Source organism: Herbiconiux liukaitaii, from assembly GCF_041927495.1.
In the GTDB taxonomy this organism is placed as follows: Bacteria; Actinomycetota; Actinomycetes; order Actinomycetales; family Microbacteriaceae; genus Herbiconiux; species Herbiconiux liukaitaii.
Genome location: NZ_JBHFHG010000002.1, coordinates 566,706 through 589,202, shown reverse-complemented (window position 1 = coordinate 589,202; position 22,497 = coordinate 566,706). Strand labels below are relative to the sequence as shown.

The window sequence follows — 22,497 nt, the reverse complement described above, 5'->3', positions numbered from 1 at the left end:
CCCGAGCGGATCCAGCCGTCAGATCCTCGCGCGCACCTGCCGCTTGGTGCGGCCGAGCAGCGCCGTCATGCCCCGGATGCGCAGCGGCGACACCGCGGCGGTGAGGCCCAGCGTGTTCGGGAAGTCGTCCGGGATGCCGAGCACCTCGTCGACGGTGAGGCCGTCGATGCCCTGCACGAGGATCGACGCGAAGCCGCGCGTCGTGGGCGCCTCCTTGGGTGCCGTGGCGAACAGGTGCACGTGGCCGTCGTCGACCTCCACGAAGATGAAGACGGGCGACTGGCACTCCTCGACCCGTTCGAAGAGGTCGGGATGCTCCGCGTAGCGCGCGGGCAGCTCGGGCAGCTCGTTCGCGAACTCCAGGAGCATCTCGAGCCGCTCGCGCTGCTCGAGGGCGAGGAAGTCGTCTCGGATGCCGGAGAGGGACTCGGGCAGGGTCTCGGTGGGGTTCGACTCGGTCATCCCCTCCAGTATCGCCCTACTTAGACGGGGCGGTGCCAGGCTCGGTGCCCGTGGCGATCGGTACGCGCACGGCGCTGCCCCACTCGGTCCACGATCCGTCGTAGTTCTTGACGTCGTCGAAGCCGAGCAGGTGGGTGAGCACGAACCAGGTGTGGCTCGACCGCTCGCCGATGCGGCAGTACGCGATCACGGGCTCACCCTCGGTGAGTCCCGCACCCTCCCGGTAGACCGCGTCGAGCTCGGCGACCGGTCGGAACGTGCCGTCCTCGGCCGCGGCCTTGGCCCACGGCACGTTGGCGGCGGTGGGGATGTGGCCGGCCCGCAGCGCACCCTCCTCGGGGTAGGCGGGTGCCGTGGTGCGCTCACCGCTGTACTCCTCGGGCGAGCGCACGTCGACGAGCGGGCGGCCGAGGTGCGCGAGCACGTCGTCCTTGAACGCGCGGATCTCCTCGTCGTGCCGCTCGACCACGGGGTACTCGACGGCAGCGGGTGCCGGGCGGGCGGTCGTGATCGGGCGCCCCTCGGCGATCCACTTGTCGCGCCCGCCATCGAGCAGCCGCACGTCCTCGTGACCGAAGAGCGTGAAGACCCAGAGCGCGTAGGCGGCCCACCAGTTGCTCTTGTCGCCGTAGATCACCACGGTCGAGTCGCGCGAGATGCCCTTGCCGCCCAGGAGGGCCGCGAAGGCCGCGCCGTCGATGTAGTCGCGCTGCACCGGGTCGTTGAGGTCGGTGTGCCAGTCGATCTTGACGGAGCCGGGGATGTGGCCGGTCTCGTAGAGCAGCACGTCCTCATCCGACTCCACCACCACGAGGCCCTCGGTGCCGAGGTGGGCCTCGAGCCAGTCGCCGCTCACGAGCCGCTCGGGGTGGGCGTAACCGGCGAACTTCTCCGCGGGATCGATCTCGACTGTCATCTCTCTACCTCCAGTTAGGGTGGAACCACCCCAGACGAATCTAAGTCTTCCCGGCGGCCCCTCGCACACGGCGGGTCGCACTCCGACACACAGGATGCCCCCAGATGACCGATGAGCGGCAGGCCGTCGCCCCGCGCCTCACAGAGCGCACCCCTTCGATGTCGGGGGAGGAGCTCGCCAAGACCCTCACGCCGCCGCGCCAGTTCGACACCGCGTCGTTCGACAGCTACCGCCCCGACCGCGACTACCCGTCCCAGGGCGAGACGCTGGCCAAGATCCGCGCGTTCGCCGAGGGCTGGAAGCCCGCCAAGGCCGGTGGCTTCTTCAGCCGGGGCAAGAAGACGCCCGCGGCGAAGCCCGGCATCTACCTCGACGGCGGCTTCGGCGTGGGCAAGACCCACCTCCTGGCCGCGCTCTGGCACGCGGCCCCCGGCCCCAAGTACTTCGGCACGTTCATCGAGTACACCGCGCTCATCGGCGCGCTCGGCTACGCCAACGCCGTGCAGCTCTTCGCGGGAGCCGCGTTCATCGCCATCGACGAGTTCGAACTCGACGACCCGGGCGACACCATGCTCATGACCCGCTTCCTGGGCGAGCTCGTGGCCAAGGGCACGCGTCTCGCGGCCACCTCGAACACCCCGCCGAACGCCCTGGGCGAGGGCCGGTTCGCGGCCGCCGACTTCCTGCGCGAGATCCAGGCCATCGCCGACCGCTTCGACATCGTGCGGATCGACGGCCTCGACTTCCGGCGCCGCGACCTCGAGGGCCACGCCGTGGCGTTCGAGAGCGATGCCGCGCTCGAGGCGGCCGTCGAGTCGCGGCTCGCGGCGGGGGAGTCGATCACCTCCGACGACTTCCGAACTCTCGTGGAGCACCTCGGCAGCATCCACCCCTCGCGCTACGTCAAGCTCATCGAGGGTGTCGACGTGATCGCACTGGCCGACGTCGCGCCCTTCGGCAACCAGACGGATGCGCTGCGCTTCGTGGCCTTCGTCGACCGCGTCTACGACGCCCAGATCCGCGTGCTCGCCTCCGGAACGCCGCTCGACGGCGTGTTCGTGGGCGACATGATGGAGGGGGGCTACCGCAAGAAGTACCTGCGCGCCGTCTCCCGCCTCATCGCATCCGCCTCGCTCTGACGATCGGCAACACCCGGGGGTCATCTCCCGTCGGATTCTCCGCGCCACGAAACACGATGTTTACATAGGCCCCGAGTGCGTAACACGGCGTACACACAGCACGTCGCCCCGCGAAACCTCCCTTCGGCAGACTTCCCTTGCCTGTAATTGCGCCATCGGTCTCGTGCCAGCCGTCAGCAGCAGAGCAATTCCGGAAGCACCCGCCGGCACGATAGAGAGAGGTAACCGTTTCAACATGGAAGAAGTAACCACCAACCTGAACTCGCTGTGGCTCATGGTCGCAGCGGCACTGGTTCTCGTGATGACACCCGGCGTCGCCTTCTTCTACGGGGGCATGGTCAAGGCGAAGAGCGTCGTCAGCATGATGATGATGAGCTTCGGTGCCATGGGCCTCGTCGGCGTGCTCTGGGTGATCTACGGCTACGGGATGGTCTTCGGCACCCCGGCCATCCCCGGCATCGTGGGCAACCCCTTCGACGGCTCGATCGGCCTCGGCAGCCTCCTCGGCATCGGTGAGGGCGGCGCCATGGAGCCCGATCTCGCCGGCCTCTCGTTCGCGGGCTTCCAGGCCACGTTCGCCATCATCACCGTGGCCCTCATCTCCGGCGCCATCGCCGACCGCGCCAAGTTCGGGGCGTGGATGATCTTCGCGGCCGTCTGGGTCACCGTGGTCTACTTCCCCGTCGCCTTCATGGTCTTCAACCTCGCCGAGGGCTGGGCTCCCGTCTGGGGCGTCAACGACTTCGCCGGTGGAACCGCGGTGCACATCAACGCCGGTGCCGCCGCTCTCGCCCTGGCGCTCGTGCTCGGCAAGCGCGTCGGCTTCCAGAAGGGCATCCAGAAGCCCCACAACGTTCCGCTGACGCTGCTCGGCGCCTCGCTGCTGTGGTTCGGCTGGTTCGGCTTCAACGCCGGTTCCGAGGCCGCCGTCGACGGTGTCGCCGCGATCGCCTGGATCAACACCCTCGCCGCTCCCGCCGCCGCCATCCTCGGCTGGCTCATCGTCGAGAAGATCAAGGACGGCAAGCCCACGTCGATCGGTGCCGCCTCCGGTGCCGTGGCCGGCCTCGTGGCCATCACCCCCGCCTGCAACATCCTGACCCCGGGGTGGGCCATCGTGCTCGGCATCCTCGCCGGCGCCGTCTGCGCCCTGGCGATCGAGCTCAAGTTCAAGCTCGGCTTCGACGACTCGCTCGACGTGGTGGGCATCCACCTCGTGGGCGGCCTGCTCGGAACGCTCTACATCGGCATCTTCGGCGCCGGCATCGGCCTGCTCGACACCGGTTCGTTCGAGCAGCTCTGGAAGCAGTTCGCCGCCGCCTTCGTGGTCCTCATCTACTCGTTCGTGATGGCCTTCGTGATCGGCTGGATCATCCAGAAGACCATCGGCTTCCGCATCAAGAACGAGGACGAGGTCGCGGGCGTCGACACGGTCGTGCACGGCGAAGAGGGCTACGCCATCGTCAACGACTGACCCTCTGCACCACAGCGTCGGCGGGGCGTCATCCTTCGGGGTGGCGCCCCGCTGTCGTGCTCCCGGGGAGCATCTGCCTTGCGGCCAGGCTCTCCCTAGCGAGCATCGTGGCGCCCACCACGGCGGCGGGCATCACGAAGACGGCGCCGAGGGGCACGAGGAAGAGCAGGTAGACCGCCACGCCGAAGCCGAGGGTGCGCACGCGGCGGTCGCCGAGGGCGCGCCGCCTGTCGCGCAGCGACTGCGCTCGGGCGTCGAAGGCGAACCCCGTGAGCTCGAGCGAGAGCACCCAGCCACCGAAGAGGGCGGCGAGCACGGCGGAGAGCACGGTGCCCACCACGGGCACGAGGCCCACCACGAACAGTCCGAGGGCGATCAGAAGGCTCAGCGCGATGAGGCGCACGGCCGTGCCGATGCCCTTGAGCAGCAGCCGCCAGAAGCCACCGGAGGGGTCGTCGGGTGCGTCGCCGAGCCGCTGCTCGGTGTGCCGCCAGATGCGCTCGTAGAACGCGTCTCCCACCGCGAGGGTGATGGCGGTGAAGGTGAACACCACGAGGAGCACTCCGGCCGCCACGAGGGCGAGAGCAGCCGACACCCGGGTCGCGGAGCGCCACGGCTCCTCCCAGTCGTCGGCGAACGGGGTGGCCCAGTCGGCGATGGCGGGGGAGTTGATCGCGAGCACCACGAGGCCGGCCGTGTAGACGGCCGCCACGATGAGGGCGGGGATGGCCCCCAGCAGCATGAGGCGCGGATCGGTCAACCAGGATCGCAGGCCCCGACCGAGAAGGCCCACGCCGCCGAAGAACTCTCGGATCATGACGTGAGCGTAACGTCATCTGATGGGCGATACCGGACTCGAACCGATGACCTCTTCCGTGTGAACTCCAGGCACGCGCATGTGCGGGGAGCGTGCAGGTCGTAGGAAGCCCGCAATTGCTCGCATCGCGTCGATCCTGGTCGGAGTGAATCCACTGCACGTCACTGGATTTCTCCACGCCTCGGGGGTTTTTCGTGGGTGCGTGCGTTCACTGGGTCACCGGAAAACTTCCTGCTGCCCACTCTCCAGCATTGCTTCGCTGATACCGAAGTCAGTGGCGATCTGTGTGATGGTGACGCCGCCCCGGCGACGTCTTGCGACTGGAATCGGCGACACCGACATCGCCTTCGTTGCCATCTGCTGTGCGCTTCATCGCGCGCGTGAGCCGCCTCGCACCGCCTGACACCCTCCGCATACTCTCGACCTCCCGATAATGTCGAATGATGATCGTATTCGGAGAGAATCCATCCCCGGAGCAACTCGGGCGACTCGAGGCATTCCTCACACACCTCGACGAGCCCCAGTCGACAGTCGCCCGCGGCATGGTGCACGCCGGTGCCGAGATCGTCATCTTCTGGGGTCCCGAGCAGATGGATGTCTGGCGCCTGGAGCTCGCGCACGGACCGGTCATTGTGAGGTTCGGAATCGAGCGCGGGTTCTCGTACGGGATCGAGATGGATCATCCGGGGCTGCGCGATCGTCTGCCGAGCAACGGGCTCACGCCTTTCATCGTCGTCTGGATGGTGTGGGCCTCACGGACAGGCACGCTGGCGCGCCAGTTCGACCCTGCTGCCCCAGGCATCGAAGCGGACTTCGACGCCTGGCCGCTCGTTGTCGAGTGGCTGCGAAACGTCGCGCGCGGACCTGACTTCACGGCGATCGACGACCTGCGAGATCTGATGAATGATCTCCGCGGTGGTGGGTACCGGATGTCCCACCCCATCCCGGAAGCTCAACGAACCGCCGCGGTGGTGAAGATCCTCAAGAAGGGACGTGGCGGCGCGTTGGGCTAATGGGACTCGGTGGCTGACCTTCGGGATCGAGGATTTCCCGGCGTGACAGCAAACCCGACGCCAACCTAGCGTCGACGCACTCCGAGCGCCGTGTTCGTCGCATCCTGATAGTCGCCGAGCTGGGTCGTGATGGTCACGGGGATGTCGCGTGCCCGCGCCTGCGCGGCCAGAATCTTCACCAGTCGAACGGTCTCGGTGAGCGGCAGCACCGAATCGGGGGTGAGTGTGATCGCTTCCGGACGCCGACCCGCATCTGGCGGACCGGGCATCGCATCTCGCGTGGCCCCGCGCGAAGTGGTCGCAGCATCCCCCGCCGCAACGACGATGCACAACCAGATCACGCCGATGCCCGTTCCGCGACTGAAGCGGTGTGCTACCGCTTCGCCCCAATCCCAAGCCGGACGATTGTACGTGGTGCCGATCTCCATCCGCCGATCCAATACGGCAACGGTCACGATCTGCGACCAGCGCACCGTGGGCCGCGACTCGAGCGATACTCCATCATCCGAAACCACGACCAGGCATCCGGTGAGCGCGCCGAATGTCGCACGGGCCTTCGACGACGACCAGCGCGCGGTGATCGCGAAGACCGTCCCCACGACAGCAGCGACGACTCCCGGCACGATGAAGCCCAGATCTATGGCTCGAGTCAGACCCACGACGCCCAACACGACACCAAGCATCGCGACGACGAGAGAGAGCCCGAAGCGTCGCCGTGCCCGACCGATCAACGCTGTGGCGTAGTCGACGTCGTAGCGGAACTCGGCGGCGGCAGTCGTGTCGGCGATTCGGTCGTCGAGTTCCGACACCTCCTCGGGGAGTTGCAGCCGACCCTGCTCGTGAGCCCGAATGAGCCCTTCGTACGCCTCACCCGCGAGAACGTGAACCGGTTGCCGGGCCCAAGTGCTGCTCGCGGTCGTTGGCGCGACGATCGCGTAGGCGACTCGGTCGGCGGGAACGACCCAGACGTCGATCGCCACATTCCCTCGCCCGCGCGTGGGCGGAAGTGGAAGGAACTCTTCGGGCCGTTGCGACTCGAACCGGCGGCGCAGATCGTCGACCACCGAGTCATCCGCTAGGAGGAAGCTGGTCGCGAACGGCCGAATCGCGCTTCCCGTTTCGGTCCGGGTGAACCGTTCGTTCTTGCCCTTCCAGGGACGATGGCGGAACTCCGTCGGGCGAGCCTTCATCGCGGTCACGAGTGGGGATGCCACGGGCTCATTGTCTCCTCGATGTAAAGCCATGTATCGCTCGCTAAGTGCGTGGTGTTAGCGTACCCGCGTCGCCATACCGAGTCCGATATGGCTAATGGCACACCGATTCGGGGGGCGCTTTTGGCGAGACAGCGTGTCGCTCCTGCGACCAGCGGGTGCGACTGGTGCCGCGCATGGGGCACCGAGCCCAAGTCGGTCGGATCGAGTGTGCGGCTGATGAACACCATCTACCGCTGCGGCAAGTGCGGCAGCTACTGGCTGGCGGGCACAAACCAGCCGCGCCTCTTGACCGAGGGCGAACTCATTGCGTGGCTCGACGAACCTCAGGTCCCGACCGCATCGCACGTCGCGATCGCTGCCCACCCACTCCTCACGTCGCAGGGTTGGCATTCACTGAGTCACTACGGCAAAGGCGGCCTCTACATCGTCGACGCCGGAGGCGGCATTCGCTTTTTGATCACGAGAAAGCTCGAGCGCTTCGAGCTTCGAGCGGCCGACGAGAGGATTCTGGCCTATTGGATGCCTGCACCGGCCGCGAAGCGGTTTGTCATCATGCGAGTGGGCGAAGCTCTCCGTGACCTGCGCGGTGTGGATCCTCTCCCGCAACCCGAACGTCTTGCCGAGGGGTTTCGCACCTCGGTCATGGATGACGGGGTCACGCTCTCGTCCCCCGAAAAGCTGATTGTCGTCGTCCCGGAAGCGGATGCGGGCTCGCTCGTTCTCTTCTCGCACTTCGTCGATCTGCCGATCGACGAAGTGATCGCGAGATACCTCGCCTGACCCGGATAGGCCTGACCCGGATAGGCCTGACCCGGATAGGCCTGACCCGGATAGCGGCGTGGGCGCACCGGCGTCGCGTCGAAGAACGGGCCGGGGCGCTCTCATGGCCCGGGGAATCCGTGACTCTTGGAGGCACTAATAGGTGGGCGATACCGGACTCGAACCGATGACCTCTTCCGTGTGAAGGAAGCGCGCTACCAACTGCGCCAATCGCCCGTGGACAGTTACCGATAGTAGCGGATGATCGGAGCCCGCTCGTACACAGAGGGCCGCGACACGCCTCGACCGGCAGGATTTGGCAATCGCCGGAAGTGTCGGCTAATGTCTAATCCGCACGCAGAAATGCGGGTGGAAATGCGGATGTGGCGCAGTGGTAGCGCACAACCTTGCCAAGGTTGGGGTCGCGAGTTCGAATCTCGTCATCCGCTCGAGTGAAGTTACTCGTTCGAAAGAGCCCGTGCGGTTCGATCGAGCACTATCTGGGTGGCGTGGCCGAGAGGCGAGGCAGCGGCCTGCAAAGCCGTCCACACGGGTTCAAATCCCGTCGCCACCTCCACTCGCAGTCACGACCTGGGCGATTGGCGCAGCGGTAGCGCGCTTCCCTGACACGGAAGAGGTCACTGGTTCGATCCCAGTATCGCCCACAGGTGAAGAAGGCCCCCGAGAATGATTCGGGGGCCTTTTTCGGTCCCGCCCGCACGAGGAAGGTGTTCAGTGATGGTTGCTTCTGCCGAAGAGGGGAACGGACCCGCCGTCGTGCTGGTCGCCGAGCGCGGCGAGGGCATCGGCCCGCTCGCCGCTCTCGCGCACTCGGTCGCCCAGGAGGACTTCCGTGTGGTGCGGATCGCCGCCGAGACCGTGCAGGAGGTCGTGGAGGTGCTCGACGAGCTCCAGGTGGCCGACGCGTGGATCGGCGGTCACGGCTTCGGCGGCACGATCGCCCGCGGTGTGGCGCTCGAGCACCACGACCGAGTGAACGGCGTGATCCTGCTCGGAGTCGAATCGGCGGCGACCGAGCTCGCCGAGGGCATCCCCGTGCTCGTCATCCAGGCGAGCCTCGACGAGGTGAACCCGCCCGCCCGTGGTGACGCACTGCAGGCGGCCGCTCCCGGTCTCGTGAGCGTGGTCGCGGTCGAGGGCGCCGACCACCGGTTCCCCACGACGCACGCGGGCGAGACCTCGTGGGCCATCGAGGACTACCTCGACTGGGACTGACCTCGACTGGGACTGACCTAAACCGCCGGTAGGATCGAGGGGTTCTCTTCGACGTAGGCAGGAGCCCTCACCCGTGGCAACAGGATTCGATCTCTTCACCGACCGGGCCATCGTGGCCATGCGGGTCAACGGCGAACTGAAAGACCTCGCGGCCACGGTGACCGACTCCGACACCGTCGAAGCGGTCGAGATCTCGAGCCCGGACGGCCTCGCCATCCTGCGCCACTCCGCGGCCCACGTGGCCGCCCAGGCCGTGCAGTCGATCAACCCCGAGGCCAAGCTCGGCATCGGCCCGCCCGTCACCGACGGCTTCTACTACGACTTCGACGTGGCCGAGCCGTTCACGCCGGAGGATCTGAAGGCCATCGAGAAGGCCATGGAGCGCATCGTCCGCCAGGGCCAGCGCTTCGTGCGCCGCGTCGTCACCGAAGACGAGGCGCGCACCGAGCTCGCCGACGAGCCGTACAAGCTCGAGCTCATCGGCCTCAAGGGCGGCTCGGCCGAGGGCGACGACGCCATGGGTGCTGACAACGAGTCCGTGGAGGTCGGCGGCGCCGAGCTCACCATCTACGACAACGTCGATCCGAAGACCGGCGAGACCGTGTGGAAAGACCTCTGCCGAGGCCCGCACCTGCCGAGCACCCGCCAGATCGGCAACGGCTTCGCGCTCACCCGCCTCGCCGCCGCCTACTGGCGCGGATCCGAGAAGAACAAGCAGCTGCAGCGCGTCTACGGCACCGCCTGGCCCACGAAAGACGAGCTGCGCGCCTACCAGTCGCGCCTCGAGGAGGCCGCGAAGCGCGACCACCGCAAGCTCGGCAACGAGCTCGACCTGTTCTCGTTCCCGGACGAGATCGGATCGGGACTTGCGGTCTTCCACCCGAAGGGCGGCATCATCCGCTCCGAAATCGAGGACTACCTGCGCCGGCAGCTCATCGCCAACGAGTACGAGCTCGTCAACACCCCGCACATCACCAAGAAGCACCTCTTCGAGACCAGCCAGCACCTCACCTGGTACAAGGACGGCATGTTCCCGCCCATGCACCTCGACGAGGAGACCGACGCCGAGGGCAACATCACGCGTCAGGGCCAGGACTACTACCTGAAGCCCATGAACTGCCCCATGCACAACCTGATCTTCCGGGCCAGGGGCCGCAGCTACCGCGAGCTGCCGCTGCGCCTCGCCGAGTTCGGCACCGTGTACCGCTACGAGAAGAGCGGCACCCTCTCCGGCCTCACCCGCGTGCGCGGCCTCACGCAGGACGACGCGCACATCTACGTGACGCCCGACCAGGTGAAGGACGAGCTCGCGCGCCAGCTCGACTTCGTGCTCGAGACGCTCCGCGGCTACGGTCTCGACGACTTCTACCTCGAGCTCAGCACCAAGGACCCCGAGAAGTACGTGGGCGCCGACGAGCTGTGGGACGAGGCCACGGAGACCCTCCGCCAGGTGGCGGTCGACTCCGGGCTCGAGCTCGTGCCCGACCCGGGCGGAGCCGCCTTCTACGGCCCCAAGATCTCGGTGCAGGCGCGCGACGCGATCGGCCGCACCTGGCAGCTCTCCACCGTGCAGCTCGACTTCAACCAGCCCGAGCTGTTCGAGCTCGAGTACACAGCCCCCGACGGCACGAGGCAGCAGCCCGTCATGATCCACCGCGCGCTGCTCGGCTCGATCGAGCGCTTCTTCGCCATCCTGCTCGAGCACTACGCCGGCGCCTTCCCGGTGTGGCTCGCGCCCACCCAGGTCGTGGCCATCCCGATCTCCGACGAGCACGCCGACTACCTCGCCGAGGTGGTGCGCCGGCTCAAGAAGCGCGGCATCCGCGCCGAGCTCGACGACACCTCTGACCGCATGCAGAAGAAGATCCGCACCCACACCAAGAACAAGGTGCCGATCCTGCTCATCGCGGGCGCCGACGACACCGCGGCCGGCTCGGTGAGCTTCCGTTTCCGCGACGGCTCGCAGGAGAACGGCGTGGCGGTCGACGAGGCCGTCGAGCGCATCGTGGCGAGCGTCGTCTCGCACCAGCAGGTCACCACCCAGGGCCAGCTCTGATGGATCGGCCCGTCGAGGACTCCGCCGACTTCGCGGGCGTCCCCGACGAGTTCGAGCGGCTCTGGACGCCGCACCGCATGGTGTACATCCAGGGCGGCGAGCAGCCGCACATCGACGAGTGCCCGTTCTGCCGGGCTCCGTCGCTGAGCGACGAGGAGGCGCTCATCGTGGCCCGCGGCACGCACGCCTACGTGCTGCTCAACCTCTTCCCGTACAACTCCGGCCACCTGCTCGTGTGCCCGTACCGTCATGTTGCGACATACGACCTGGCCACCGAGGAGGAAGTCGCGGAGATCGCGAGCCTCACCCAGACCGCCATGCGCGTGCTCACCGAGATCTCCCGCTGCGACGGGTTCAACATCGGCATGAATCAGGGCCGCGTGGCGGGTGCAGGGGTGGCGGGGCACCTGCATCAGCACATCGTGCCGCGCTGGATGAGCGACTCCAACTTCTTCCCGATCATCGCCCGCACCAAGGCGCTTCCCCAGCTCCTGGGAGACGTGCGCGCCGGCATCCAGAAGGCCTGGCCCACCGGCCCGGCAGACGCGCAGTAGGATTCACCTGTTTTTCGAAAGGACATGATGAGCGAGAGCACAACCCACGAGTTCGGGTCCAGCCGCGTCAAGCGCGGACTGGCGGAGATGCTGAAGGGCGGGGTGATCATGGACGTGGTGACCGCCGAGCAGGCGCGCATCGCCGAAGACGCCGGTGCGGTGGCCGTGATGGCCCTCGAGCGCGTGCCCGCCGACATCCGTTCGCAGGGCGGCGTGGCCCGCATGAGCGACCCCGACCTCATCGAGGCCATCATCGCCGAGGTCTCCATCCCCGTCATGGCGAAGGCCCGCATCGGGCACTTCGTCGAGGCCCAGGTGCTGCAGGCTCTCAACGTCGACTACATCGACGAGTCCGAGGTGCTGAGCCCGGCCGACTACGTCAACCACATCGACAAGTGGGACTTCACCATCCCCTTCGTCTGCGGTGCCACCAACCTCGGCGAGGCGCTCCGTCGCATCAACGAGGGCGCGGCCATGATCCGCTCGAAGGGCGAGGCCGGCACGGGCGACGTCTCCGAGGCCACGAAGCACATCCGCACCATCAAGCAGGAGATCGCGCGTCTCAGCTCGATGTCGAAAGACGAGCTGTACGTGGCGGCCAAGGAGCTGCAGGCGCCATACGACCTCGTGGTCGAGGTGGCCGAGACCGGCAAGCTGCCCGTCGTGCTCTTCACCGCGGGCGGCGTGGCCACCCCGGCCGATGCCGCCATGATGATGCAGCTCGGTGCCGACGGCGTGTTCGTGGGCTCGGGCATCTTCAAGTCGGGCAACCCCGAGAAGCGTGCGGCCGCCGTGGTCAAGGCCACGACCTTCTTCGACGACCCGTCGGTGATCGCGGAGGTCTCGCGCGGTCTCGGCGAGGCCATGGTGGGCATCAACGTCGCCGACGTGCCCGCACCGCACCGCCTCGCCGAGCGTGGCTGGTAGTGCGGGCACGAGCACGCGCGCGTCCGGGCAGCCTGTCGGAGTTCTCGCCCTGCAGGGCGACTTCCGCGAGCACGTCGCCGTGCTCACGCGGCTCGGCGCCGATGTGGTGACGGTCAGACGGCCCGAGGAGGCGCTGGCCGTCTCGGGCCTCGTCATCCCCGGTGGCGAGTCGAGCGTGATCGACAAGCTCTCGCGCACGTTCGGCGTGGCCGAGGCCGTGCAGCAGCGCATCGCCGAGGGCATGCCGGTCTACGGCACCTGCGCGGGGCTCATCATGCTCGCCGACCGCCTCGTCGACGGCATCCGCGGCCAGCAGAGCTTCGGCGGTCTCGACGTGGCCGTGCGCCGCAATGCCTTCGGGGCGCAGACCGAGTCGTTCGAGGCCGACCTCGACGTGCCGGTGCTCGGCGGGCAGCCGATGCACGCCGTGTTCATCCGGGCACCCGTGGTGGCCGAGCTGGGGGAGAAGGCCACGGCCCTCGCCCGGCTCGACGACGGCACCGTGGTGGCGGTCGAGCAGGGCAACCTCATCGGCACCTCGTTCCACCCCGAGATGACCGCCGACTACCGCTTCCACCAGTACTTCCTCGACCGGGTCTCGGCGCGGGCCTCCGGCCGCTGAGCACGCCGTCGCGTAGACTCGTCCCTGATTCCTGAAGGAGATTTTCGTGTCCGGACACTCTAAATGGGCGACCACCAAGCACAAGAAGGCGATCATCGACTCGCGCCGTGCCAAGTCGTTCGCCAAGCTGATCAAGAACATCGAGGTGGCCGCGAAGATCGGCGGCGCCGACATGGCCGGCAACCCCACGCTCGTGGACGCGGTGCAGAAGGCCAAGAAGACCTCGGTGCCGAACGACAACATCGACCGCGCCATCAAGCGCGGCGCCGGTCTCACCGGTGAGTCGATCGAGTACACGACGATCATCTACGAGGCCTACGGCCCGAACGGCATCGCCCTGCTGGTGGAGTGCCTCACCGACAACAAGAACCGTGCGGCCGCCGACGTGCGCACGGCCATGACCCGCAACGGCGGCACCATGGCCGACCCGGGCAGCGTGGCCTACAACTTCAACCGCAAGGGCGTCATCACCGTGGCTCACGCCGACGGACTGTCCGAGGACGACGTGCTGCTCGCCGTGCTCGACGCGGGCGCCGAGGAGGTCACCGATCGCGCGGAGTCGTTCGAGATCGTCACCGATCCCTCGCACATGGTCGCCACGCGCACGGCTCTGCAGGAGGCGGGGATCGACTACGACTCCGCCGACGTGGAGTTCGTGGCGAGCCTGCAGGTGGAGGCCGACGCCGAGACCGCCCGCAAGGTCTTCAAGCTCATCGACGCGCTCGAGGACTCCGACGACGTGCAGAACGTCTACACCAACCTCGACGTCACGGCCGAGGTGCAGGCCGAACTCGAGAACGACTGAGCGGGGGAGGCCCGATGCGGGTGCTGGGCATCGATCCCGGCCTGACCCGCTGCGGTGTGGGCATCGTCGACGTCACCGCCACCCGCACGGCCACGCTCGTGCACGTGTCGGTCATCCAGACGCCGCCCGACATGCCGCTCGCCGAGCGACTGCTCATCGTCTCCACGGGCATCGAGGCGGCGATCGAGGAGTTCCTCCCGCACAGCGTGGCGGTGGAGCGGGTGTTCGCGCAGCACAACGTGCGCACCGTCATGGGCACCGCGCAGGTGAGCGGCATCGCGCTGCTCGCCGCCGCCAGGCGATCCCTTCCGGTGGGGCTGCACACGCCCTCCGAGGTCAAGGCCGCCATCACGGGCTACGGGCAGGCCGACAAGAAGCAGGTGGGCACCATGGTGGCGAAGGTGCTCAGGCTCGAGAGCATCCCCAAGCCCGCGGATGCGGCCGACGCCCTCGCGCTGGCGATCTGCCACGCGTGGCGCGTGCCGCTCGGCACCTCGGCGGCCGGGGCGAAGCCTTCGGGGGCCACACCTGGCACCTCGGGGCTGACCGCTGCCCAGCAGGCGTGGCGCGCCGCGGAGCAAGGGACGGCCAGGCGCTCGGCGGCGCATAGGCTGGCCCGATGATCAGTGCGCTCCGCGGAACCGTCCTCTCCGTGGCAGGCGGAACCGCCGTGATCGACGTCGGGGGAGTGGGCTTCGCCGTGGCCGTCACCGCCAGGCACGCACTCGTGCTGCGGGTCGGCAGCGATACCACGGTGCTCACCTCGCTCATCGTGCGGGAGGACAGCCTCTCGCTCTACGGCTTCCCCGATCAGGACTCGCTCGAGATCTTCACGCTGCTCACCGGCGTCACGGGCGTGGGCCCGAAGTCGGCGCTCGGTGTGCTCTCCGAGCTCGCTCCCTCCGACGTGGCCCTCGCGGTGGCCAGGGAGGACGACGCGGCCTTCCGCAAGGTCTCCGGCATCGGCCCGAAGACCGCCAAGCTCATCGTGCTGCAGCTCACGGGCAAGGTCCTGGCGCACCAGGGCGGCACCGCGGCGCCCAGTGCTCCGGATGCGCCGCCTCCGCACGTGCGCGGCAACGTGGAGCGCGCCCTCGTGGGCCTCGGCTGGCCAGAGCGCAACGCGTCGTCCGCTGTGGAGGAGGCCCTTGACACCGCCTCGCCCGAGGACGCCGCCAACGTGCAGAGCCTGCTCCGGCTCGCACTCGCGCTGCTCGGGCCGGCGCCCAAGACGGGTGACTCCCGATGACCCCGGCGTTCCAGGACGACAGCCCGGTGAGCCCGGAGGTCGAGTCCGACTCCGAGGTCGCCTTCGAGGGGGCGCTGCGGCCCAAGTCGCTCGGCGAGTTCGTGGGTCAGCGGAAGGTCAGGGGGCAGCTGCAGCTGCTGCTCGACGCCGCCGCGATGCAGAACCGCACCCCCGACCACATCCTGCTCGCCGGCCCTCCCGGCCTCGGCAAGACCACCCTCGCCATGATCGTGGCGTACGAGAGCGGAAGGCCGCTCCGACTCACGAGCGGTCCGGCCATCCAGCACGCGGGAGACCTCGCCGCCGTGCTCTCGTCGCTCGTGCCCGGCGAGGTGCTCTTCATCGACGAGATCCACCGCATGGCGCGCTCGGCCGAGGAGATGCTCTACCTCGCCATGGAGGACTTCCGCATCGACATCATGGTGGGCAAGGGTGCCGGGGCCACGAGCATCCCGCTCGACCTCGCCCCCTTCACCCTCGTGGGCGCCACGACGCGCGCCGGCCTGCTGCCGAATCCGCTGCGCGACCGCTTCGGGTTCACGGCGCACCTCGAGTTCTACGAGACGGCCGAGCTCGTGCGCGTGCTGCACCGCGCCGCCGACATGCTCTCGGTCGAGATCGGCGAGGAGTCGCTCGGCGAGATCGCCTCGCGCTCGCGAGGCACGCCGCGCATCGCGAACCGCCTGCTCCGCCGCGTGCGCGACTACGCCCTCGTGACGGGCACCGGTGCCACGCTCGAGGCCGTGAGGGCGGCCCTGCTGCTCTACGACGTCGACGAGCTCGGTCTCGACAGGCTCGACCGTGCCGTCATGGGCATCATCCTCGAGCGATTCGACGGGGGGCCCGTGGGGCTCAACACGCTCGCGGTCTCCGTGGGCGAGGAGGCGGAGACCATCGAGGCGGTCGTCGAACCCTTCCTCGTGCGCATCGGGCTGCTCACCCGAACCCCGCGCGGACGGGTGGCCACGAAGGCCGGCTGGGCCCACTTCGGAATGGCCCGCCGCGCGGACGTGCTGTTCGGCGATGACCTATAATTCAATCTGGTCCACAGGAGTCACCCCTAGGATGAACTCCGACCACCTCCCCTCACCCCTCTGGAAGGCCCCTGCTTCATGGAATTCGATGCGTTGACAATCATCATGCTGGCCGTTCTGGCCGTGCTGGTGATCTTCATGTTCCGCAACAGCCGCAAGCGTCAGGCCCAGGCCCGTGAGCTGCAGGACCAGGTGGCCGTGGGTGCCGAGGTGATGACCAACTTCGGTCTCTACGGCACCATCCTCGAGATGGACGAGGAGGAGAACCAGGTGCTCCTCGAGACCACCCCGGGCACCGTCCTCAAGGTGCACCGCCAGACGGTCACCCGCGTGGTCTCGCCCTCCCCGATCGCTCCCTCACAGGAGGTCATCGACCACTCCGACGACGCGGAGCCGAAGCTCGACATCTCCAAGCCCGCCGACCCGTCCGACAAGAAGGGCGACGAGTAACCTTCTCGTCCCCCCACCATCCACGCTCTCCGCGACGAGGCACGAGCGGTACAGAAAGCTGAGTAACCGAGGTGGCACAATCTACCGCCGTCAAAAAGGCGTGGAAGACGCTTGTCTGGCTAGCCGTGATCTTCGCGGTCCTGATCGGAACGATCGCAGGTGGTGCGCTCTGGAGTGACGCCACATGGACCCCGAAGCTCGCCCTCGACCTCGAGGGCGGCACGCAGATCATCCTGACCCCGCAGCTCGAGTCGGGTGACGAGGTCTCGGCCGAGCAGCTCGACCAGGCCGTGGCGATCATCCGCCAGCGCGTCGACGCCAGTGGTGTCTCCGAGGCCGAGGTCACCACGCAGGGCGCCCGCAACGTCATCGTCTCCATCCCGGGCCAGCCCGACCAGGAGACGCTCGACCGCATCGAGTCGTCGGCCAAGCTCGACTTCCGCCCGGTGCTGCTCGCCGGCGTCTCCACTCCCTCCGCCACGACGTCGAGTCCTGGCGCCACGCCAGACCCGGCACTGTCGACCACACCGACGGCCAGCCCCACCAACGCGAGCGACCTCGCCTGGGTGACCCCGGCGCTGCAGGCCCAGTTCGACAGCTTCGACTGCAACTCGGCCGAGGCCGACGACGCGGGCCAGGCTCCGGCCGACCAGCCCCTCGTGACGTGCGACGACAACGGCGTGAAGTACCTCCTCGGCCCGGTCGAGATCGAGGGCTCCGACATCGCCGATGCCACGAGCGGTGTGGGCACCACGCAGAACGGCGCCTCCACGGGCAGCTGGGTGGTCGACCTCACGTTCAACGACGAGGGCACGCAGAAGTTCGCCGACGTCACCACGCGCCTCTTCGGGCTCACGGGTGTGCAGAACCAGTTCGCCATCGTGCTCGACGGCCGGGTCATCACGGCCCCCACCACGGGCGGCGCGTTCACCGACGGCCGGGCGCAGATCTCCGGATCGTTCACCCAGGACTCCGCGAAGGCCCTCGCCGACCAGCTCAAGTTCGGTGCGCTGCCCATCGGCTTCAACACGGAGTCGTCCGAGCGCATCTCGGCCACGCTGGGCTCGACCCAGCTGCTGTCCGGCCTTATCGCGGGTGCGATCGGCCTGATCCTCGTGATCATCTACTCGCTCATCCAGTACCGGGCACTCGGCACGGTCACGATCGCCTCGCTCGTCGTGGCCTTCGCCATGACCTACCTCCTCGTGACCCTGATGTCCTGGCGCATCGACTTCCGGCTCTCGCTCGCGGGTGTGGCCGGTCTGATCGTGGCGATCGGTATCACCGCCGACTCGTTCATCGTCTACTTCGAACGAATACGAGACGAACTGCGAGACGGCAAGGCCCTCACCTCTTCGGTGCAGGCAGGATGGCGTCGTGCACTCCGCACGATCACCGCCTCCGACGCCGTGAACTTCCTCGCCGCCGCCGTGCTCTACGTGCTCGCGATCGGCAACGTGCGAGGCTTCGCCTTCACGCTCGGTCTCACCACGATCGTCGACATCATCGTGGTCATCATGTTCACGCACCCGCTCGTCACCCTCCTGGCCGAGCGCCCATTCTTCCGCGACGGTCACAAGCTGAGCGGTCTCGACCCTCGTGCTCTCGGCGCGGTCTACCGGGGTCGTGCGCAGTTCCGCGAGCCCACGGCCGCCATCAAGGCCGACAAGAAGGGCTCGTCGACCCGCGAGGCCGTCAAACGGCAGACGATCGCCGAGCGCAAGGCCGCCGAGCTCGACGGGCCTCGAACCACCTCGACACCCACGAAGACCGATGAGGGGAAGAACTCCTGATGGCCAGCTTCTCCCAATTCGGAAACGACCTCTACACCGGCAAGCGATCGGTCGAGTTCATCGGCCGCCGCAAGCTCTGGTACCTCATCTCGGCCGTGCTCGTGCTCATCGCGATCGTGGGCCCGTTCGTGCGCGGCGGGTTCGAGTTCGGCATCGAGTTCCGCGGTGGATCCGAGTTCACCGTCTCGCAGGTCTCCACCCTCGACCAGACGCTCGCGAGCGACGTCATCGAGGAGGTCGCTCCCGGCGGTGCGGCGCGTGTGAGCACGATCGGCCAGGACGCCGTGCGCGTGCAGACCGACGAGCTCGACGACGCAACGGCCACCGAGGTGCAGGAGGCTCTCGCCACCGCCTACGACGTGCCGGCTTCGGATGTGACGGTGTCGTTCATCGGCGCCACGTGGGGTGCCGACATCACCGCGCAGGCCATCCGCGGCCTCGTGATCTTCCTCGTGCTCGTGGCCATCTTCATGGCCATCTACTTCCGCACCTGGAAGATGGCGGCGGCAGCCCTCGTGGCGCTGGTGCACGACCTCGTCATCACTGCGGGCGTCTTCGGCATCACGGGGCTCGAGATCACCCCCGCCGCGGTGATCGGACTGCTCACGATCCTCGGCTACTCGCTCTACGACACCGTCGTGGTGTTCGACAAGATCCGCGAGAACACGACGAACCTCGGGGAGGGCGGCACGCGGACCTTCGCGGAGACGGTCAACCTCGCGGTGAACCAGACCCTCGTGCGCTCCATCAACACCTCGGTGGTGGCCGCTCTGCCCGTGGCGTCGATCCTCATCATCGGATCGTTCGTGCTCGGTGCGTCGACCCTGCGCGACATCTCGCTCGCGCTGCTCATCGGCATGATCGTGGGCACGTACTCCACGATCTTCGTGGCGGCTCCGCTCTATGTGCAGTTCCGCCAGGGCGAGGCCAAGATCAAGCGGCACGACGCCGCGGTGCTCAAGGACCGCGAGCGCGCCGCGAAGGCCTCGGTCTCGGCGTAGTCGGCGGTGGGGGATAATCGTGGTGGAGGCCTGAGATGACGGAACCCACCACGACGTCCACCGCCACACTCCGGCGACTGGTCCCGCGTCTGTTCTCGCGGGCGCAGCCGGCCGGTGCGGTCGACACCCTGATCAAGACCGTGCGGGCCAACCACCCGAAGGCCGACCTCACGGTGCTCGAGCGCGCGTACGCCGCCGCCGAGCGCGCCCACGACGGGCAGAAGCGCCGCAGCGGCGAGCCGTACATCACGCATCCCGTGGCCGTGGCGCAGATCCTCGCCGAGCTCGGGCTCGGCTCGAAGGCCGTCGCGGCAGCCCTGCTGCACGACACGGTCGAGGACACCGAGTACTCGCTCGACATGCTGCGCCACGACTTCGGCGACGAGGTGGCGATGCTCGTCGACGGCGTCACGAAGCTCGACAAGGTCAAGTACGGCGACAGCGCGCAGGCCGAGACGGTGCGCAAGATGATCGTGGCGATGTCGCGCGACATCCGCGTGCTCATCATCAAGCTCTGCGACCGCCTGCACAACGCGCGCACCTGGGGCTTCGTGCCGGCCGAGTCCGCGCAGCGGAAGGCCAAGGAGACCCTCGAGATCTACGCGCCGCTCGCACACCGGCTGGGCATCCAGTCGATCAAGTGGGAGCTCGAGGACCTCTCGTTCGCCGTGCTCTACCCCAAGCTCTACGTCGAGATCGAGAACCTCGTGCGCCAACGCACTCCGCAGCGCGAGGAGTACGTGCAGGCGGTCATCGATGCGGTGAACGACGACCTCAAGTCGGGCAAGATCCGCGGCAAGGTGGCCGGTCGGCCCAAGCAGTACTACTCGATCTACCAGAAGATGATCGTGCGCGGCCGCGAGTTCGACGAGATCTACGACCTCGTGGGCATCCGCGTGCTCGTCAACACCGTGCGCGACTGCTACGCCGTGCTGGGTTCGATCCACGCCAGGTGGAACCCGATCCCCGGGCGGTTCAAGGACTACATCGCCACGCCCAAGTTCAACCTGTACCAGTCACTGCACACCACGGTGATCGGGCCGGGCGGTCGCCCCGTCGAGATCCAGATCCGCACCAACGAGATGCACCAGCGCGCCGAGTTCGGCGTGGCGGCGCACTGGAAGTACAAGGAGCGCGTGAACGGCGGCAAGGCCACGCCCGCTCCCGCCGCTTCCTCCGACACCGACATGGCGTGGCTCGCCCGAATCTCGGACTGGCAGGCCGAGACGGTCGACCCCGGCGAGTTCCTCGACTCGCTGCGCTTCGAGATCGGCGCCAAAGAGGTCTACGTGTTCACCCCGAAGGGCAAGGTCGTGGGCCTGCCCGCGGGCGCGACCCCCGTGGACTTCGCGTACGCCGTGCACACCGAGGTGGGCCATCGCACGATGGGCGCGAAGGTCAACGGCCGGCTCGTGCCGCTCGACTCCACCTTGGGCTCTGGCGACGTGGTGGAGGTCTTCACCTCCAAGAACCCCGATTCGGGGCCGTCGCAGGACTGGCTCAGCTTCGTGCAGAGCCCGAGGGCGCGCAACAAGATCCGCCAATGGTTCACCAAGGAGCGCCGCGACGAGGCCATCGAGCAGGGCCGCGACGCCATCGCGCGGGCCATGCGCAAGCAGAACCTGCCGCTGCAGAAGCTCATGAACCAGGACTCGATCGCGGATGTGGCCTCGCAGCTGCACTACGACAACGTCTCCGGTCTCTACGCGGCCATCGGCGAGGGTCACATCTCGACCCAGTCGGTGATCGAGAAGGTGCTCGCGTCGCTGCAGACCGAGGTCGAGAGCGAGGACTCGGATCTCGACGTGTTCGTGGGCAACCGCCCGCGGGTCACCCACAGCGACTCCGGCGTGCTCGTGCGCGGCGCCCCCGACATCCTCGTGAAGCTCGCCAAGTGCTGCACGCCCGTGCCCGGCGACGACATCGTGGGCTTCGTGACCCGCGGCTCCGGCGTCTCGGTGCACCAGTCGGACTGCCACAACGTGGCGTCTCTGCTCAACGAGCCGGAGCGCATGATCGACGTGGAGTGGGCGCCCTCGTCGAAGAGCCTCTTCCTCGTGCAGATCCAGGTGGAGGCGCTCGACCGCTCCGGCCTGCTGAGCGATGTCACACGGGTGCTCTCGGAGCACCACGTCAACATCCTGAGCGCCTCGGTGAGCACCTCGACCGACCGGCTCGCCATCAGCCGCTTCGTGTTCGAGATGGGCGACACCACCCACCTCGACCGCGTGCTCAACGCCGTGCGCCGCATCGACGCCGTCTACGACGTCTACCGCGTCACCGGCGGCTGACACAGGCCTCCCGGTACCGCTCGAGCGTCGGCAGCTGCTGCAGCGAGCGGAGGCGGTCGAGCGCCCGGTGCTTGTGCGGCAGGTGCGGAGTACAGCCGAGCCTCCGGATGGCGTCGTCGGGCGTGGCCTCGGCCGCCAGCAGCAGGGTCGACACCGCCATGGCCGCCGCACGGTCGAAGACGGCCTCCCAGCGCACGAGGTCCAGAGCCGTGCGCTCGGGGCCCGTGGTCGTGAGCCCGCCGATCCCGACGCACTCGGCCTCGCCGACTCTCACCTGGCGCACCACGTGCTCCGCCGCGCGCTGATAGCCGATGCGTCTCGTGGAGGGCACGCACAGCTGCAGCGGCAACGAGAACTGCGGATCCGCCCCCAGCAGCCAGGCGGCCGACCGCCGTTCCAGCACGAGGCCCGGTGGCACGAGGTGCGCGATCGTGGCCGCTCGGAGCGCGGGCGTCTCGCGCACGTCGAGGGGGAGGAACGCGTCTCCGAGCCGGCGCACGGCACCGTCGAGCCGAGCGGCGGCGAGTTCCACGGCGGGGAGGGAGCGTGCATCGAGCACGAACGGCAGGGCGGGGGGAGGGGGCATGAACGAAGGATGCCGGCCGCGACGTGCGCGGCCGGCATCCGGCGGTCATCTGTGGAGAACGCGAGGCAGTGTGCGGTCTGTGCACAGCCTCCCGTGATC

22 protein-coding genes and 4 tRNA genes are annotated in these 22,497 nt (G+C 68.0%); 20 read left to right on the top strand and 6 right to left on the bottom strand.

Annotated elements, in window-relative coordinates:
- Positions 1–18 precede the first annotated feature (18 nt).
- Both ACEXQC_RS03345 and ACEXQC_RS03340 read right to left on the bottom strand, forming a co-directional pair.
- Positions 19–462 carry a SufE family protein gene (locus ACEXQC_RS03345; RefSeq protein ID WP_374818342.1) on the bottom strand — a complete coding sequence of 148 codons (444 nt, stop codon included), beginning with the start codon at positions 460–462 and terminating at the stop codon, positions 19–21.
- Positions 463–478: 16 nt separating this feature from the next.
- A complete protein-coding gene (locus ACEXQC_RS03340; protein WP_374818340.1) occupies positions 479–1,378 on the bottom strand; it encodes a sulfurtransferase in 900 nt (299 codons plus the stop codon).
- Between the two features lie 104 nt (positions 1,379–1,482).
- Between ACEXQC_RS03340 and zapE the strand changes: the two genes are divergently transcribed.
- A complete protein-coding gene (gene zapE, locus ACEXQC_RS03335) occupies positions 1,483–2,517 on the top strand; it encodes a cell division protein ZapE (protein ID WP_374818338.1) in 1,035 nt (344 codons plus the stop codon).
- Positions 2,518–2,752: 235 nt separating this feature from the next.
- Positions 2,753–3,991, top strand: a complete 1,239-nt coding sequence (locus ACEXQC_RS03330; RefSeq protein ID WP_374818336.1) for an ammonium transporter — start codon at positions 2,753–2,755, stop codon at positions 3,989–3,991.
- 28 nt (positions 3,992–4,019) lie between these two features.
- Here ACEXQC_RS03330 and ACEXQC_RS03325 read toward each other — a convergent pair whose 3' ends face one another.
- Entirely contained in the window at positions 4,020–4,808 is a 789-nt protein-coding gene (locus ACEXQC_RS03325; RefSeq protein ID WP_374818334.1) for an EI24 domain-containing protein, read from the bottom strand.
- Between the two features lie 440 nt (positions 4,809–5,248).
- Between ACEXQC_RS03325 and ACEXQC_RS03320 the strand changes: the two genes are divergently transcribed.
- On the top strand, positions 5,249–5,821 hold the full coding sequence (locus ACEXQC_RS03320) for a hypothetical protein (protein ID WP_374818332.1): 573 nt from the start codon (positions 5,249–5,251) through the stop codon (positions 5,819–5,821).
- 65 nt (positions 5,822–5,886) lie between these two features.
- Here ACEXQC_RS03320 and ACEXQC_RS03315 read toward each other — a convergent pair whose 3' ends face one another.
- Complete coding sequence (locus ACEXQC_RS03315; RefSeq protein WP_374818330.1) at positions 5,887–7,035, bottom strand: hypothetical protein; 1,149 nt, start codon at positions 7,033–7,035, stop codon at positions 5,887–5,889.
- A gap of 216 nt (positions 7,036–7,251) precedes the next feature.
- Between ACEXQC_RS03315 and ACEXQC_RS03310 the strand changes: the two genes are divergently transcribed.
- Positions 7,252–7,815, top strand: a complete 564-nt coding sequence (locus ACEXQC_RS03310; RefSeq protein ID WP_374818327.1) for an Imm61 family immunity protein — start codon at positions 7,252–7,254, stop codon at positions 7,813–7,815.
- Between the two features lie 143 nt (positions 7,816–7,958).
- On the opposite strand, the gene ACEXQC_RS03305 is transcribed toward ACEXQC_RS03310, so the two are convergent.
- Positions 7,959–8,031, bottom strand: a tRNA-Val gene (locus tag ACEXQC_RS03305).
- Positions 8,032–8,171: 140 nt separating this feature from the next.
- Between ACEXQC_RS03305 and ACEXQC_RS03300 the strand changes: the two genes are divergently transcribed.
- The 16 genes from ACEXQC_RS03300 (at position 8,172) to ACEXQC_RS03225 (ending at position 21,812) form a co-directional block, all read left to right on the top strand.
- Positions 8,172–8,243: transfer RNA gene (locus ACEXQC_RS03300), tRNA-Gly, on the top strand.
- A gap of 54 nt (positions 8,244–8,297) precedes the next feature.
- A tRNA-Cys gene (locus tag ACEXQC_RS03295) sits at positions 8,298–8,371 on the top strand.
- A 16-nt stretch (positions 8,372–8,387) separates the two neighbouring features.
- A tRNA-Val gene (locus tag ACEXQC_RS03290) sits at positions 8,388–8,459 on the top strand.
- A gap of 73 nt (positions 8,460–8,532) precedes the next feature.
- Complete coding sequence (locus ACEXQC_RS03285; protein ID WP_374818325.1) at positions 8,533–9,030, top strand: alpha/beta hydrolase; 498 nt, start codon at positions 8,533–8,535, stop codon at positions 9,028–9,030.
- 73 nt (positions 9,031–9,103) lie between these two features.
- Entirely contained in the window at positions 9,104–11,086 is a 1,983-nt protein-coding gene (gene thrS / locus ACEXQC_RS03280; RefSeq protein WP_374818322.1) for a threonine--tRNA ligase, read from the top strand.
- Positions 11,086–11,640 (top strand): HIT family protein, encoded by a 555-nt coding sequence (locus tag ACEXQC_RS03275; protein WP_374818319.1) that lies wholly within the window; start codon positions 11,086–11,088, stop codon positions 11,638–11,640. Before thrS ends, ACEXQC_RS03275 begins: the two co-directional genes overlap by 1 nt.
- A gap of 27 nt (positions 11,641–11,667) precedes the next feature.
- Positions 11,668–12,567 (top strand): pyridoxal 5'-phosphate synthase lyase subunit PdxS, encoded by a 900-nt coding sequence (gene pdxS / locus ACEXQC_RS03270; protein WP_374818317.1) that lies wholly within the window; start codon positions 11,668–11,670, stop codon positions 12,565–12,567.
- A complete protein-coding gene (gene pdxT, locus ACEXQC_RS03265) occupies positions 12,557–13,189 on the top strand; it encodes a pyridoxal 5'-phosphate synthase glutaminase subunit PdxT (RefSeq protein WP_374818315.1) in 633 nt (210 codons plus the stop codon). Before pdxS ends, pdxT begins: the two co-directional genes overlap by 11 nt.
- A 46-nt stretch (positions 13,190–13,235) precedes the next feature.
- The gene (locus ACEXQC_RS03260) at positions 13,236–13,994 is read left to right on the top strand and encodes a YebC/PmpR family DNA-binding transcriptional regulator (protein WP_374818313.1); all 759 of its coding nucleotides are present in this window, start codon (positions 13,236–13,238) and stop codon (positions 13,992–13,994) included.
- Between the two features lie 14 nt (positions 13,995–14,008).
- Positions 14,009–14,617 carry a crossover junction endodeoxyribonuclease RuvC gene (gene ruvC, locus ACEXQC_RS03255; RefSeq protein ID WP_374818311.1) on the top strand — a complete coding sequence of 203 codons (609 nt, stop codon included), beginning with the start codon at positions 14,009–14,011 and terminating at the stop codon, positions 14,615–14,617.
- A complete protein-coding gene (gene ruvA / locus ACEXQC_RS03250) occupies positions 14,614–15,243 on the top strand; it encodes a Holliday junction branch migration protein RuvA (RefSeq protein WP_374818308.1) in 630 nt (209 codons plus the stop codon). Before ruvC ends, ruvA begins: the two co-directional genes overlap by 4 nt.
- Positions 15,240–16,277: a Holliday junction branch migration DNA helicase RuvB gene (ruvB, locus tag ACEXQC_RS03245; RefSeq protein WP_374818306.1), complete on the top strand. Its 1,038-nt coding sequence runs from the start codon at positions 15,240–15,242 to the stop codon at positions 16,275–16,277. The genes ruvA and ruvB overlap by 4 nt, the downstream gene beginning before the upstream one ends.
- Before the next feature lie 105 nt (positions 16,278–16,382).
- Entirely contained in the window at positions 16,383–16,727 is a 345-nt protein-coding gene (yajC, locus tag ACEXQC_RS03240; protein ID WP_374818304.1) for a preprotein translocase subunit YajC, read from the top strand.
- A gap of 71 nt (positions 16,728–16,798) precedes the next feature.
- The gene (secD, locus tag ACEXQC_RS03235) at positions 16,799–18,520 is read left to right on the top strand and encodes a protein translocase subunit SecD (protein WP_374818302.1); all 1,722 of its coding nucleotides are present in this window, start codon (positions 16,799–16,801) and stop codon (positions 18,518–18,520) included.
- A complete protein-coding gene (secF, locus tag ACEXQC_RS03230) occupies positions 18,520–19,521 on the top strand; it encodes a protein translocase subunit SecF (protein ID WP_374818300.1) in 1,002 nt (333 codons plus the stop codon). Before secD ends, secF begins: the two co-directional genes overlap by 1 nt.
- A gap of 35 nt (positions 19,522–19,556) precedes the next feature.
- Complete coding sequence (locus tag ACEXQC_RS03225) at positions 19,557–21,812, top strand: RelA/SpoT family protein (RefSeq protein ID WP_374818299.1); 2,256 nt, start codon at positions 19,557–19,559, stop codon at positions 21,810–21,812.
- Here the strand turns inward: ACEXQC_RS03225 and ACEXQC_RS03220 are convergent.
- Positions 21,799–22,398, bottom strand: a complete 600-nt coding sequence (locus ACEXQC_RS03220; RefSeq protein WP_374818297.1) for a type IV toxin-antitoxin system AbiEi family antitoxin — start codon at positions 22,396–22,398, stop codon at positions 21,799–21,801. The genes ACEXQC_RS03225 and ACEXQC_RS03220 overlap by 14 nt on opposite strands.
- Positions 22,399–22,497: the final 99 nt, after the last annotated feature.